The sequence below is a fragment of the Jejuia spongiicola genome (assembly GCF_023502325.1).
GTDB classification, from domain to species: domain Bacteria; phylum Bacteroidota; class Bacteroidia; order Flavobacteriales; family Flavobacteriaceae; genus Wocania_A; species Wocania_A spongiicola.
The window spans coordinates 225,362-241,578 of record NZ_JAMFLZ010000003.1 but is presented as its reverse complement, the minus strand read 5'-3'; the positions used below and the strand labels follow the sequence as shown (position 1 = coordinate 241,578).

Here is a 16,217-nt window from a genome sequence, read left to right as displayed (position 1 = left end):
AAGGCTCTACTAAGTAGAGCCTTTTTATTGTTATATTAATTACATGTATTTCCAATATCCGAAATTTCATTTGGGTTTGTTGAACTATTATTTATACACTCAAATCTATCCGCTCCTGTAGGCTCATATATCGTATTGTTTAAAAGAGAGATATTTGTGTGTCCTTCGAAAAGACGAATTCCATCAAAATCGGAAGGTTTAATAATATTCTCATTGATATTCAGGTTTGTAGAATTTCCAATTTGAATACCAGCAACTTCATTTTTACTAAAAGTAATTCCGTTTACATGCGAAAAACTAACTTTTTTAGATGTTTTTAAAATATTCTCGGTTACTGTAAAAGTATAACTAGCATGTTCTGGCTTATTGTTGCTATGTGAAAAAGACATATTTAAATTTCCTGCAGATATCTCATTTCCTTTTATTTCTACATTATTAATCCATGTGTTACTTACACTAATTCCAGCATAAGATGCAGCTATGTTGTTGTTATAAACCCTTGAGTTTATAGTTTTAGATAATTGAATACCTATTGTACCTCCAGAAATAACATTACTATGCACATCAATATCATTAGAATTTAAAATGATTCCAGATGTATAATTTTTAATTATGTTACCTCCAATTTCATTATTATAAACTGTATCTCCATCACCAGTTGCAAAAATAGCGTAGTTAGATGTTGATTGCGATCCTTCAAATCTATTGTTTATAATTTTAGTACCATTAGTATAAGTATAAGCTACTTGAGTTTCCAAGTCGTTATCCTCAATAGTTACGTTTTGTCCAATATGCACAGATATGGATCCTCCTCTACTTCCTGTCTCTTTACATCCCCTAATGATAATATCTGTAGCTTTTTCTCGCTCAACTAAAACTCCATTAGCATCACGTATTCTTCCTGCTTCTATATTAATTGCGTATCCTACTTCTCCACCATCAGCATTTGCGTCTGGTTGGGCAGTATCCGTAAAAGTACATCCTTCAATTAAAATATCACGACCATCAGTTAATGCAATACTCATTCTTCTAGTATTGGTAAACTCACAGTTTAATACTTTGAGGTTTCTAGTAGGGTTATATCCAGGCGTAATAGTAAAACCAATAGAACTAATACTTAAAGCTCCTTTTGAGCCATCAAAAAACTTAATTCCGTCAAGTGTAACATTTCTTCCAGATTGTATATAGAATAAATGGCTACCTTCCAAACCATTATCGTCTGGAGAAAAATATCTTACTTTTCTATCTCCGTGCAAATTTCCACCAGTAACAGTTACATTATCTTCATCTCTAATTGAAAGAATAGCTCCGTTATCTAATTTTTCTGTATTAATTGTAGCAGGCTGCACTCTCAAATGCGTATTGTCTGTCATTATTAAATTAAAATCCGACGGGATATTTACAGCTTCTCTATGTGGATAAAAGTTTGTCTCAGGAGGAGTTGGTCTAGATCCTTCAAAATAAGCATCAAGCTTATCTATTTTAAAGGTTGTTACTCCAAAATCTTTAACTCTAAACATTAAAGATTCAAGAATTTTATTGTTTTCCCAAGCTATATCAGAAGTTGTAATACCTTCTACAATACCCCACCTTTTAGGATCAAAGTTAAACACTGGGTCTTTAAGTTGAGGGGAAGAACCTCCCATTATTAAAGTTGAATTTAAAAGCTCACCGCTAATAACATTTCCTCCGGAAAAGTTAATTGTACCGTTAATTATATCTCCACCTTCATAAACAATAGTAACATTTTCTGGAAGGGTTACAGTTGCCCCTCCTAAATCTAAAACACAATTTATTATAACCGTTGAGTTAGGCTGTACATCATCTAATGTAAAGTCACAAGGTGCACTAGTATCTACTTCTTCTGTCGGGGTTTCTGTCTCATCAGTATCTTCGGTATCATCTGTTTCTTCTTCAACAACTTCTACTTCAGGTTCTACAAATAATTCTTCTTTATTGCATGACGTCATTACAGTCATAAATAATAAAGTAAGTAAAAAGGTTTTCATAATCGTTTTCATAGTTCTCATAATTTGGGGCATTAAACTTTGTCAATAATAAAATATTTTTTTAAAAAATCGTTCAAGTGACATTTTTTTTCGACGAAATGCATTTATTTAATATTTTTATTTCGATGAAATACATTTTTAAACGATGAAAAGAAATTTACTATCTCTGATTTAGTTTTTATATACGCACTAAAAACAATTTTGGATTACCCCTTGCAATTTTTAATCGGACAAAAATATAATTTTATCGATAAAGAGCTTAGAATTGTTAATAAGTTAAGCTTACTTGTTAACAACTAAACATTTAATAAACAAACAAATACAAACAAAAAAGAAAATTAATACACTAAAGAAAAATATAAGAGATGTTTTTAGTGTATAATTTATCAATTGAACTTTTATATTTACATTTTATCTTATTAATAATCAATTTTAAGCATATTTAAGTAAGTTCGTATAACCGAAAATATTAACCTACTAATTTGTTAGTGAAATGCTATTCAACTCTTTTGAGTTTCTTCTTTTTTTTCCAATAATTATTATTGGATTTTATACTATTCCACATAAGTATAGATGGTTATGGCTCTTATTGGGGAGTTATTATTTTTATATGGCACAAGAGTTTGAGTTAGTTATTTTACTATTCATCTCAACTGCTGTCGATTATTTTTGCGGACTTAAAATGCCTACCGCAAGCAAAAAAGCAAAAAAAGCATATTTACTTTTAAGCATATTTGTAAATCTTGGTATTTTATTTTCTTTTAAATATTTATCCTTTTTCACATCTTCTATACAAGGTTTGCTTGGTTTTTTTGGTATCATTATTTCTAATACCGAAAATTTGGGGTCATATAACTTTAACCAAATATTAATTCCAGTAGGAATAAGCTTTTATACATTTCAAACTTTAAGCTATACTATAGATATTTACAGAGGTAAAATTGAACCTGAAAAGCATTTTGGTGTTTTTGCTCTTTATGTATCATTTTTTCCTCAACTGGTAGCGGGCCCTATTGAAAGAGCATCTAGATTAATTCCTCAATTAAAAAAGAAAGTAGATATTAATCTTTCAAATATTAAAGAAGGGCTAATAATGATGGCTTGGGGTTTTTTTTTAAAAGTTGTTGTCGCCGATAGATTAGGAATATATGCTGATGCTGCTTTTGAGAATCCAGAATCAACTCATGCCCTTTCATTAATACTCGGTTTTATTTTTTTTAGTTTTCAGATATATTATGATTTTTCCGCCTATGTTTCCATAGCTATTGGAGCAGCAAAAACATTGGGCGTTAACTTAATGGCAAATTTTAATAGACCTGTGTTTTCTACATCTGCGGCTCAATTTTGGCAACGGTGGCATATTTCACTTGCAAATTGGTTAAGGGATTATTTATATAGTCCATTAACTCGAAAACTAAAAATTAGCAGGTTAGCTGCTGTTTTCATAGTCTTTTTCGTAAACGGTTTATGGCATGGAGCAAATTGGACATTTATAATTTGGAGCTTGTTAAATGTAATAATTCTAATTGCAGAAATAGGAACCAATAAGGTAAGAGGTAAGATAATTAAAAAATTAAACATCCCTAAAAAGATAGTTTCTTTTCTAGGGTGTTTTATAGTAATTGGTTATTTATTCCATACATTAATATTTTTTAGATCACCTTCAGTTACTCATGCACTCACATATATTGAACACATGTACAAATTTGGAAGTTTGCACATAAATATTATTGGCAATTATTTTGAAGTTTTTCTAAGTATTTTACTCATTTTTATTGTACAAACAATCCATTACTATAAAGGTAATGCTAAAGTATACGAGCTAGTGGTTAACAGACCAAAATATTTGAGATATAGTATGTATCTTGTGTACATTTTAATTATTGTACTATTTGCTGTTAATAGACAAAATTCTTTTATATATTTCCAATTCTGAAGCATATGAAATTAAATAAATTTTTAATAAAATTAGTTGTTTTATGTATTGCTTTTATAGGGGTTTATGTTTTATTCATTAATAAGCTTTCGAAAGGAACTGTAGATATATATTACAATAAGCTTAATCAAGAAGCTGGTAGTTTAATTTTAGGCTTATCAAGGGCAGATCAGGGCATTAGCCCTTATATAATTGAGAATGACCTTTCTTTTTTTAATTTTAGTGAACCAGTCATCAATTTTGCTATGAATGCTCATCAATCAGCTTTCGGAGAAGTTTATTTGAAAGGTATTATAAAGAAAATAGAAAACAATAACAATAATGGTATCTTTATTATTTCTCTTAACCCTGGGAATTTTACAGTTCCTATTACAACTAGTGAAGAAAATATTTTTAGTTTAGATAAAGCATCAATTATTGGAAGTATTAATAATTTAACCAAAAAACCGAACTATGATTACTTAATCTCTAAATATGAAAGCCCACTATATAGCACTTTTTTTGATAAAAAAAACTGGGGACATCTTGTTTCACACAACAACGGTTGGAATGAAGTAATCTTAATATCCAAAAATGATACTATAACTGAAGCTGATATTAATAACTGGAAAAGCCAAACTATAGATTATTATAAACGGGAGGTTGAAAAAATTAGAATTTCTAATTATCGAATGTCATATTTTATTAAAACCATTGAGTTTCTAAAAACTAAAGGAAGCGTTTTTTTAATAAGGATGCCATCAGATATAAGTGTGCTAAAATTTGCTAAAAATAATTGGAGTGATTTTGATCATGATATGGACAGCGTTTCAGCCCTTTATAATGTTCCTTATTTTAATTATTCCAGTCAATCCAATGAATATAAAACATATGATGGCTCGCACTTAGAATCTGAAAGCGCAAAAAAGTTTACAAAACAGCTGTGTTTGGATATAAAAAACTATCTAAAAACAAAAAATTAAAGTGAATCCATATTTGCAGAATACATTCAAATCAATTTGGTTAAATCATTTTAATAATGAAAACCCTGCTTTGGAGTTTAGCTTTGTTGATAGATTGACTTTTGTAAAGCACAAGAGATTACCTGTATATTACAATACAGGTGGAACAAATACAAAAGGAATAAATTATAAATTATCAAATCGCTTTTTAAATGATTATAAGGGTAAAGTTTTTATAATTTTTGATGTACATGGGGTTAATAATGAGAATTACACTAAAAGCAGCAAAATGGGTTGTTATAAAATTGAACAATATCCAGGCTACATTTGCGATTTAAGTAACTATCAAAGCTTAAAACATTACATGGCAAATGTTATTAGTAGAAAAAGTCGTTATAAGTTTAATAGTTATAAAAGAAATCTGGAATCTAAGTACAAAATTCATTACAAAATGTATTTGAACGATATTACTCCAGAGTTATATGAAAGTATCTTTTCTGATTTTCAACGCCTTTTAAAAAAACGCTTTTTAGATAAAAAAACAGTAAACAACAACTTAAACCCTGATGAATGGACATTCTACAAAGAAGTTACTTTACCAATGATGCTTAACAAAGAGGCAGGACTATTTGTGGTTTATGACAAGGACAAACCCATAGCAATAACTTTACTTAACTTTTCAACAAGTACCATGTTTGATGTTATTAGAACTTTTGATATTGATTATGCAAAATACAGGTTAGGCTCTGTTAGTATTATGGGGCAAATAGATTGGTGCTTAAAAAATAATATCAAAATTTTAGATTTTTCAAAAGGTTATTTTGAGTATAAAAAAAGATGGGGGAATAAACCATATTGGTTTGAATATCACATATATTATGATAAAGAATCAATTAAAGCAAAAGCACTAGCGTTTCTTTATAAAAACTTTTTTGCCTTAAAACTATATTTAAGAAAAAAGCACCTTACTAATTTTATACATGAAATAAATTTTATTCTAAACAAGAAAAAATATGCTGAATAATTATTAAGTAACTTCAACCTTAAACAAAACACCCAAGTTTAGAGATGTTTCATAAATTTTTTTATTTTAAAAATAGCCGTTTCACTTTTGATTTATTTTTGGAAAATAAAATAAATGCGTTTTACGCATCTCACCTTCTAAATAAACTAACAAACGTAAGTTTTGCAGCAACTTTAATTTCATCAAATACATTCAAAACTATATATATAGTTAAAGACATTCCAGACTATTTAAGCATTGAGTTTCAAACACCAAATGATACGTATCATTTTAAAACAGTTAAACAATACAAAGGTTATCTAATAAATTTAAAGGGATACGATAACAAAGAGGCTTTCATTACCGATAATTTAAATAAGCGCAACAGAAAAAATTTATATTCAAAAGAAAGGAGTCTCAACAAAAACCATAAAATTTCAACACAGTTTTTTTTTGGAAGCATCAGTAAAGAAAAACATGACAATATATTTGAAACATTTTACATATTATTAAAGAAAAGATTTAATGAAAAGCACATACATAATCGCTATCTGTCAAATTGGAAAGATATACAAACATCTACATTTCAAAAAATTTTAGATAAGAAAGCATCACTACATATTATTTATGACGAAATGAAACCTATAGCAATTACTTTAAACTTTCATAAAGGTGACATTGTTTTTAGCCATATCCAAGCCTATAATACAAACTATTCAAAGTACAATATGGGCGATATTTGTGTAATTAATCAAATAGAATGGCTTATAAATAACAGCATTAATGTATTTGACCTCTCAATGGGGAAAACATATTATAAAGAGAAATGGAGCAATTACACTTATACGTTTATATATCACATTTTTTATAAACAAAAATCATTGTTTTCAAAAATTTATGCTAAGATTATTACTAATGAATTAAAACTTATTCAATTTTTAAGAGATAAAAATATTATTGGAAAGTTAATGAATTTTGATAAGCTTCTTTATTATTACAGAAACATTGGTACAAAATAACAGAGGAATGTTAAAAAAAATAAAACCAAAAACTCTAGATGTTTTAAGTACTTTTCTTGAAAGAAAAGAAGCATTGCCTGTTTATAATAAAATTGTAAATACAATTTCTGACAAACCAATATATGAAGCTGAAAACAACATTAACAAAGGCGATAATTATTTATATTGCATTTATGATTTTCCAGGCTATTTAAAAGGCTATGTTACCAAAAATGGATGGAAGCTAAAATTCGTAAATACTTATAAAGGCTCATTAATACTTTTAAAAAACTATAAGAACACTGAAGATTATCTAAAGCAAAAATTTAGTGCGGGTAGACGATCCAAATTTAGAACTTACAAAAAAAGATTAGAAACCTGTTTTAATATTGAATACAAAACATATTTTGGTAATATTACTAAGAATGAGTATGAAATGATTTTTAAAGCATTTCATGATATGACTAAAAAAAGGTTTTTAGAAAAGAAAATACAAAATTATGATTTATCTCGTTGGCACATTTACCATGAAATAGCTTACCCATTAATTAATAGTAAAGAAGCGGTGTTATTTGTTATTTTTAGTGACAAAAAACCTATAAGTATTTGCTTGAATTTTGTTAGAAACAATACCACCTATGGTTACCTAAGAACATACGACACTGATTATTCAAAATTTTATTTAGGCTTTACCGATTTTATTAAGCAACTTTATTGGTGTTTTGAAAACAATATTGAAATTTTTGATCTATTAAAAGGAAGTTACCCTTATAAAATGCGATTAATTGATACTCAATATCCTTTTCAAAAACATATTTTATATAATTCAAACTCTTTTCTAACAGCAGTTTCGGCAAATATTAATATTGTTAAAACTCAAGCTTTTTATGCTTTAGTAAAAATTTTGAAAAAATTAAATATAAACAAAATGTACTATGCATTTATAAATTATAAATATCGAAATAGAGAATTACAAGAATCAAAAAACGATTTTCAAGAAATTAATATTTTGAATAATTTTGAAATCGAGCAGAATGAATCACTAACAGAAATAGATATTAACGCCGATTCTTCAAGTTTTTTAAAGAGGTTTGTTTTTGATTTTTTGTACAGTAATCAAGAATTTATTCATAACATTAAGCTATTCAAACATAAAAATGAAGTAAACTCGTATGTAATTAAAGGAACGAAAAACAATCGAAAAATAACACTTCACTAGGTTAAGTTTCCATGTTAAACAATATGAAACCAGAAAATATAAACTTTTTAAATACCTTTCTTGAAAAAAGAAAAGCATTACCAGTTTATAATAGTCTTACAAATACTATTTCTGGTAATATTACAAGTAAAAGTAATGATGCATGTGCTATTACTAAAAGAAATATATACTGCATAAACGATTTTCCATCATATATAAATGGAAGTATTACTGATAATATCTGGAAATCAAAAAAAGTGAACACTTATAAAGGTTCATTAATTCTTTTAAAAGAATATAACAACACCAAGGATTATTTAAAAAAGAAGTTTAAAACCCCAAAGAGGTTTAGAATATATCAAAGCAAACTAGAAAATAGCTTTAATATTGAATATAAAAGTTATTACGGAGATATCTCAAAAAAAGAATACGATTTTCTTTTTGAAGAATTTCATAAAATGCTAAAAACTAGATTTTTAGAAAAACAAATTAAAAACCATGATTTGTCTCGCTGGGAGGCATATCATGAGGTCGCCTTTCCTTTAATTAAAAACAAGGAAGCTGTTTTTTTTGTTATTTATTCTGATAGAAAGCCAATAAGTTTTTACTTAAACTTATTGCATAATAAAACCGTATATGGCTATGTAAAAACTTATGATATTGATTATTCTAAGTTTTCAATAGGTTTTATCAATTTTATTCAGCAATTAAAATGGTGTTTTGAAAATAACATTGAAGTTTATGATTTATTAAAAGGAAATTATGCTTATAAGAATAAGTTAATAGACCAAGAGTTTTATTATCAAAAGCATATTATTTACAACTCAAAATCTTTATTGTCTATAATATATGCCAATTTTATTTTTGCCAAAACTCGTTTGTTTTATGGTGCAATAAATGTTTTAAAAATGATAAATGTTGATTTATTATATCATAAACTTACAAATAATTTATATAAGAATAAAATTGGTAACGATGCTCCAAAAATTATAATTGCTAACCTTTCTAAAAAGCCTAACGAACAGCTAGATCGAATAGATTTAAACGATGAGACTTTTAGTTTTTTAAAAAGAATCACCTATAAATTCTTATATCATAATGATGAATCAATGGAAACTGTTGAGTTATTTAAGTTTAATAAAGAAGTAAACACTTATCTTATCTCTGGAAAGAAACAACTACAAAAAATAACATTTCAATAGTTTTGGATAAAGTAAAAAAAATAACATTTTTAAAGGCTTTTACTGAAAATAGCTTACCCCCTATTTGCAGTAAAATTATTTATGGGGAAAAGATTTATGATAATACTAATTCCGTATTAGATGTAGATTTAAAAAAGCAAGTAATAATGTTTAAAGATGTTTCTGATTATTTAGATATTGAATTGTTAGAACAGTCAGAAAATGTAGTTGTTAATAAAATAAAAACCATCAAAGGACATTTAATAGAACTCCATTTATTTAGTAATATAAAAGAATATTTGGAATCTAATTTCAAATCCAAAAGTCGATCAAATTTTAGACGTTATGAAAGTAGACTAAAAACATGCTTTAATATTAGATGTGTTTCTTATTATGGCCATATAGAAAAGCAGGAGTACGATAGGCTTTTTGTTGTTCTAAAAGAGATATTAGTCAAGAGGTTTACCGAGAAACAGGAATACAATTATGAATTGCAGCACCTTGAAGGTTATCACGATGTTTTATTTGATATGATACTTGAAAAAAGAGCAAATTTGTTTGTGATATATGATAGAGATAAGCCTATTAGTATCAGAATAAATATGTGCAAAAAAAAATTAGTTTATTATATTTTAAGCGGATATGATATAGATTATTCTAAATTTCATTTAGGTTTTATTGATATGCTTAAAAATATAGAATGGTGCATTAATAACAACTTTGAGATTTACGATCTTTTAAAAGGCTATGATTATTATAAATCTAAATGGACAACCAAAACGCATAATTATTACAATCATATAATTTATAATTCAAGCTCAATTACAAATTCATTAATTGGACAATGTCTTGCTGCCAAAGATATTATTAAGTATAAAAGCTATAGATTCTTAAAAACATATAATTTACATACAAAATATAAAAATATAAAAAGACTTGCTTTTGGTATAAGTACTCCAGCCTACAAAAAAAAGCTACCAATTGTACAAATAGAAAACGATGCAAAAAATACTACCCAAACAATTGAAATAAACATTGATAATGATAACAAATATGCATTTTTAAGAAAACCTGTATATAACTTACTTTTTTTAAATAACGAATCTATCAACAATGTTACTATTAGTAAGTTAGTTGACTCAGAAAGTACATTCAAAATTCAGTTTAAAAATAAAAACAAACTCTTAAAAATCAACAATCAAATCAAACACATAAGTAGTTATTAATTAATGCAAAGAAATAAGAAACATATTAAGGCAAGTTTTTTTTTAGATCTTTTTTTAAAAGAAAAGAGCTTTCCTCCTTTTTACAAAAAAATAACGAATATTTTTTTAAATACTGATGCTTACAATTCAAATGCAAGCGAAAATTTTAGCATTGATTATTTAACATATACAATACATGATATACCAAATTACTTAAAACCAGAGTTTAGCAAATCTACCCCTTTAAAACTATTAGAAGCACCCCTCTATTCGGGTTATATAATAGATTTAGCATGTTTCAAAAACCTTGAAGATTATTTAAACAATCATTTGGGTAGGGCTAGAAAATCGCAATTAAAAAGGTATCGAAAACGTTTGGATTTATGCATAGCTCCAAATTATAAAATATATTATGGCGATATTTCAAAAAATGAGTATAACATACTTTTCAATAGGCTTATATTAATTACAAAGCGCAGGTTTGCTCAAAAAGAAGAATTAAATTTTGAACTACCCTTTTTAGAATTGTATCGAGATATAATGTATCCAATGATACTAAATAAAAAAGCAAGCCTATTTGTTATTTATCATGATAAAAAACCAATAAACATAACGCTTAATTTTGTAGACGAGGAGTGCATTTTCCATTGGAATAGTAGTTATGATATAGATTATCAAATGTTCAATTTGGGGCATATAAATATGGTAAATCACTTAGAATGGGCTTTCAATAATGGATTTAAGTTATTTGATATGAGTCGAGGTGACTTTATGCATAAAAGAAAATATGTAAACAAAAGCTATGTTTATAATGAACATATAATTTACAACTCTAAATCCTTGCCTGCTTCTATTATAGCACATTTAAAGCATTTAAAATTAAAATTGAGATATAGCTTAATTAAGTTCCTTAAAAAGGCAAATATTCATTTATTATATGGCAGGTATGCAAAGTATAAATATAGAATTACAAAATCTAAATTAAAAAAAAATATACCATGCATTATTACATCTAATAGTACTCCAGAAATTCCAAGCTCTGAAAAGTTAAAGCGAATAGATGTAAATAATATTGAACATAATTTTTTAATAAAACCACTAAACTATTTTATACATAAAAATCAAGATAATATTAAGAATGTAAATGTTTTTGCGGATTTAAATGACACGCAAATCTTTTATTTTGAAGGCACAAAAAAAAGTCAAAATTTAATCATCAAAAATTAAAACCAAATATTTAGAAAACTTGAAATGAGTAATAAAACTAAAATAGTTGTATTTCCTAAATTATTTAAAACTAGTTCTATTCATTACTTGTATGAAAGTATTGAGTATTTTAATTTAAAGGTAAAAAACAAGCCTACTAATAATCATTTCAAAACAGCTGAAAACTCTGTTTATTCACACCGTTTAGTACCAGAGTACTTTAAATTAAACCTAAGACATCATACATTAAAAACTAAGATAATATCAGAATTTAATTGGGGATATTCTATTTTATTAAACCCTGCTGATTCAATTGACAGCTTTATGAATCGTCAATTCAATTCGAAAAAAAGGAACGTTTTAACAAGATATGTGAAGCGGTTAGAAATTTGCTTTGACATTGAATATAAAATGTTTTATGGTGATATTGATAAATCAGATTATAATTTTGTTATGCAGTCTTTATATGAAATGATAGTAGCAAGGTTTAATCAACGAAACGAATTACATAAGAATTTACATGAATGGGATTATTTATTAGAAAATACATACTCAGAAATTATTAATAAAAATGCTTCTTTATTTGTAATTTATAACAAAGATGAGCCTATTGAGGTGTCTTTAAATTATCATTTTGATAAAGTATTATTTAGTTATTTATCGTCGTATAACGTCGATTATTCAAAGTTTGGTTTAGGTCATGTTGAAATTTATAAACAAATCGAATGGTGTGCTAACAATAAGTATATTCTTTTTGAAATGGGCGTAGGTGGTATGGATTATAAGCGTAGGTGGAGTAATAATATTTACAGATACAATCACCATATTGTATATAAAAATCCATCCTTTAAACTCAATTTTTTAATTGTCAAAATTCAACTAAAGGAGTATTTGAAATCCAAAAAGATAAATGAAATATATCCAGATATAAGAGCTTTTTTTACTAAAAAACAAAAGAATAAGGTTGATGCAGTTGTTTCAGAAATTGAATCAATTAATCATTTAACATCCGATAATTATATAAAAATGAATCAAGTAGCCACTTTAGATAATCGCTTAAAAAGATATATTAATGATTTTTTATACACGTCAAAAAATCATGCAGATGACATAAGTATTTATAAAGCAAAAAACTCGTATATAATTAAAGGAAAAGATGAGTTTCAAAAAGTTTCTTTTATTAAATAGTACGGTTAATCGCATAACCAAGTAAAATAAAGATGAAACCTTACGAGAACTAATTACTTTTATATATTTGTCGTGTACCAATTATGAAGACTATTATAACCGCTTTTTTATGAAAAAGAAACTTATTAGAATTACTACTGTACCATTGTCACTAAGCGGTTTATTGCAAGGTCAGTTAAAGTTTATGTCAAATTATTTTGACATAATAGCTGTATCATCGCGAGGAGAAGATAATGCGCTTAACATGGTTTCTGAATATGAAAGCGTTCCTACTCTCCCTATTGAAATGACAAGGAAGATTACGCCTTTTAAAGATCTTTATGCAGTTTGGCAATTGTATAAATTGTTTAAAAAGGAAAAACCCTTTATTGTGCATTCTCATACACCAAAGGCTGGAACGCTATCTATGCTTGCCGCAAAACTAGCAAGAGTTCCTCACAGATTGCATACTATTGCAGGTTTGCCATTGGTTGAAGCAAAAGGGGCTAAAAGGCACTTATTAAACTTTGTAGAAAAAATAACTTATAAATGTGCAACTAAAATATATCCAAATTCTTTTGGATTGGTTGATATTATATTAGAAAACAACTTTACAAACAAAGGTAAATTAAAAGTCATTGCCAATGGGAGTTCTAATGGTATAGACACCTCATACTTTGACCCCAAACTATTTACCGACCATGACAAATTATTAAAAATGAAAAGCACATTTGGATTGCAAAATGATGATTTTGTTTTTGTTTATGTTGGTAGGTTGGTATCTGACAAAGGTATTAATGAACTATTGCTTGCTTTTAACAAAATAAATAATGAAAATAACAAAGTAAAACTTTTACTTGTTGGGACTTACGAAAATGAATTAGACCCACTTTTGCCGCAGTCAATGGAGATTATAAAAAATAATAAAAACATTGTTTCTGTAGGTTGGGTTGATGATGTTAGGCCTTATTTTATGATTTCAAATGTTTTGGTGTTCCCTAGCTATCGAGAAGGCTTTCCTAATGTTGTTATGCAATCTGGTGCCATGGAATTACCTAGTATAGTGACTAACATAAATGGTTGCAATGAAATTATAGATGATAAAAAGCATGGCATTATTATTCCAACAAAAAGCCATGAAGCTATATACAAAGCAATGGATTATGTTTTAAATAATAAAAAAGAAGCTATAGAAATGGGAATGCAATCTAGAGCTAACATAGTTTTAAAATTTGAACGAAGAAGGGTTTGGGAAGCATTACTAGCTGAATATAATGACTTAGATTAGCATCAATTGTAAATAATAAAGATAATGAGTTTGCTATTTGCTTTTTTTGAATATATGAGACGTTCTATCTTTTGGAAAATCGATTTAATTAAAGGGGCACCAATTAAAAATCATATAAAAGATATTTCAAGTATTTTAAATGATTACTCCTCAAATGAATCAATAAAAAAAAGAAAGGAATACTTATCAAGTTTATTGAAACATGCAACTTCTACTACTACTTTTTATCAAAGTACCACCTACAATTCTTTGGATGATTTTCCTTTAATAAATAAAAACATAATCCAAAGCAAACCAGAAGAGTTTGAATCTAAACTTTATAGCAACAAAAAGAACAAATTAATTTGTACAAGCGGTTCAACTGGCGCCGTATTGAAAATAAGGCATGATAAGAATAAAGTACAAAGAACCACAGCAGATACACTTTATTTTTCTAAAAAAGTTGGGTTCAAAACTGGTGCAAAACTGTTTTATTTTAGACATTGGAATGAGTATTACAAAAAGAGCAAGCTATTGCGTATAATACAAAACATTAAACCTATTGAAGTTTTAAAAATTACTAAAAATTCAACAGAAGAATTAATCAATGAAGTAAAGAATGACTCCTCAAACATTTTTTGGTTAGGCTATGCATCTGCTTTTGAGCAAACATGTAACTATATTGAATCAATTAAAGCTCCACCATTAAACAATAAGGTAAAAGGAGTGATTGCAATATCAGAAGGATTAAATAAAAGTACTAAAACACGCCTAAAAAAATATTTTAAGGCCCACGTAGTGTCTAGGTATTCTAATATGGAAAATGGGATTATTGCACAACAAGAAATAAATACAGATAGTTTCACCATAAACTGGGCTAGCTTCTATGTAGAAGTATTTAAATTAAATGAAGACACACCTGCAGAACCAGGTGAATTAGGAAGAATTGTAATTACAGATTTATTTAACTACTGTACCCCAATGATTAGATACGATACTGGCGATATAGGAATAATTAATTATAATTTCTCTCCTCCTGTTTTTAAAGCCATTGAAGGTAGAAAAACGGATACTATTTTTAATACTAAAGGAGAAGTAGTTTCATCCTTTATTATGATTAACAATTATACTTACGTTGGATTAAAGCAAAGTCAACTTATACAAGAAGGAGAAAAAATATATACTTTAAAATTGAATACTTCAAACTTATTTAATCAAGAAGAAAAAGTTTTAAAAGATTTTAAAGATTATTTAGGAAAGGACGCTGAAATCAAAATAGAATATGTTCTTGAAATTCCACTATTAGCGTCTGGTAAAAGAAAGACTACTATAAACAATTATTCTAAAAATAATTCTAAGAGATAACAAAACAAGTAACTCAACGGTAAAATAATAAAAGAGAACGTTTTTACTTAATATAAAAGCTTATTTTTTACAGATAATTATATATTTGAGTATTAATAGCAGCAAAATAAAGTTAAAGTAAACCACAGAGTTTGTATAAAAATATAATAAAGCGACTATTAGATTTTATTTTTGCCTTGTTAGGAATAATTATATTATCTCCGTTAACGTTAACTATCATAATCATTATGATAATTGCAAATAGAGGGACTCCCTTTTTTTTACAAAGAAGACCTGGCAAAAATGAAAAAATATTCAAAATTGTTAAGTTTAAAACAATGAATTCCTTAAGAGATAAAAATGGAGAATTACTTCCAGACAAAGATCGTTTAACTTCTATAGGAAAATTTGTTAGAAAATATTCACTAGACGAAATCCCTCAACTTTTTAATGTATTAATTGGCGATATGTCATTAATTGGTCCACGACCACTTATTATAGAATATTTACCTATTTATAATGAGATACAAAAAAAACGTCATAATGTTAAGCCAGGAATCACTGGTTGGGCTCAAATAAATGGTAGAAATTCAATAACATGGCAAAAAAAGTTTGAACTAGATGTTTGGTATGTTGATAATATTAGTTTGGCTTTAGATATTAAAATATTAGCAAAAACTTTTATAAACGTTTTGCAGAAAAAAGATGTCAATCTAAATAGTGAATTAGCTTCTGAATATTTTAATGGAAAGAATTAATCTA

At 27.1% G+C, this 16,217-nt stretch carries 13 protein-coding genes; 12 read left to right on the top strand and 1 reads right to left on the bottom strand.

From position 1 onward, the window contains the following. Positions 1–35: 35 nt before the first annotated feature. Positions 36–2,021 (bottom strand): right-handed parallel beta-helix repeat-containing protein, encoded by a 1,986-nt coding sequence (locus M3P09_RS08320; RefSeq protein WP_249972762.1) that lies wholly within the window; start codon positions 2,019–2,021, stop codon positions 36–38. 481 nt (positions 2,022–2,502) lie between these two features. On the opposite strand from M3P09_RS08320, the gene M3P09_RS08315 reads away from it, so the two are divergent. The 12 genes from M3P09_RS08315 to M3P09_RS08260 all read left to right on the top strand — a co-directional run bounded on the left by M3P09_RS08315 (position 2,503) and on the right by M3P09_RS08260 (position 16,213). Then, on the top strand, positions 2,503–3,945 hold the full coding sequence (locus M3P09_RS08315; protein ID WP_249972761.1) for an MBOAT family O-acyltransferase: 1,443 nt from the start codon (positions 2,503–2,505) through the stop codon (positions 3,943–3,945). A 5-nt stretch (positions 3,946–3,950) separates the two neighbouring features. Continuing rightward, positions 3,951–4,907: a hypothetical protein gene (locus M3P09_RS08310; protein WP_249972760.1), complete on the top strand. Its 957-nt coding sequence runs from the start codon at positions 3,951–3,953 to the stop codon at positions 4,905–4,907. A gap of 1 nt (position 4,908) precedes the next feature. Continuing rightward, positions 4,909–5,910, top strand: coding sequence for a GNAT family N-acetyltransferase (locus M3P09_RS08305; RefSeq protein ID WP_249972759.1), 1,002 nt, complete (start codon positions 4,909–4,911; stop codon positions 5,908–5,910). 98 nt (positions 5,911–6,008) lie between these two features. Further along, complete coding sequence (locus tag M3P09_RS08300) at positions 6,009–6,908, top strand: GNAT family N-acetyltransferase (protein ID WP_249972758.1); 900 nt, start codon at positions 6,009–6,011, stop codon at positions 6,906–6,908. A 7-nt stretch (positions 6,909–6,915) separates the two neighbouring features. Next, positions 6,916–8,106, top strand: coding sequence for a GNAT family N-acetyltransferase (locus M3P09_RS08295; protein WP_249972757.1), 1,191 nt, complete (start codon positions 6,916–6,918; stop codon positions 8,104–8,106). A gap of 23 nt (positions 8,107–8,129) precedes the next feature. Beyond that, a complete protein-coding gene (locus M3P09_RS08290; protein ID WP_249972756.1) occupies positions 8,130–9,287 on the top strand; it encodes a GNAT family N-acetyltransferase in 1,158 nt (385 codons plus the stop codon). Positions 9,288–9,289: 2 nt separating this feature from the next. Beyond that, complete coding sequence (locus M3P09_RS08285; RefSeq protein WP_099565825.1) at positions 9,290–10,492, top strand: GNAT family N-acetyltransferase; 1,203 nt, start codon at positions 9,290–9,292, stop codon at positions 10,490–10,492. A 3-nt stretch (positions 10,493–10,495) separates the two neighbouring features. Further along, entirely contained in the window at positions 10,496–11,698 is a 1,203-nt protein-coding gene (locus M3P09_RS08280) for a GNAT family N-acetyltransferase (protein ID WP_099565824.1), read from the top strand. Between the two features lie 24 nt (positions 11,699–11,722). Further along, entirely contained in the window at positions 11,723–12,865 is a 1,143-nt protein-coding gene (locus M3P09_RS08275; RefSeq protein WP_099565823.1) for a GNAT family N-acetyltransferase, read from the top strand. A gap of 109 nt (positions 12,866–12,974) precedes the next feature. Beyond that, complete coding sequence (locus M3P09_RS08270; RefSeq protein ID WP_099565822.1) at positions 12,975–14,132, top strand: glycosyltransferase family 4 protein; 1,158 nt, start codon at positions 12,975–12,977, stop codon at positions 14,130–14,132. Positions 14,133–14,156: 24 nt separating this feature from the next. After that, positions 14,157–15,476, top strand: coding sequence for a phenylacetate--CoA ligase family protein (locus M3P09_RS08265; protein ID WP_249972755.1), 1,320 nt, complete (start codon positions 14,157–14,159; stop codon positions 15,474–15,476). 131 nt (positions 15,477–15,607) lie between these two features. Further along, complete coding sequence (locus tag M3P09_RS08260; RefSeq protein WP_249972754.1) at positions 15,608–16,213, top strand: sugar transferase; 606 nt, start codon at positions 15,608–15,610, stop codon at positions 16,211–16,213. Positions 16,214–16,217: the final 4 nt, after the last annotated feature.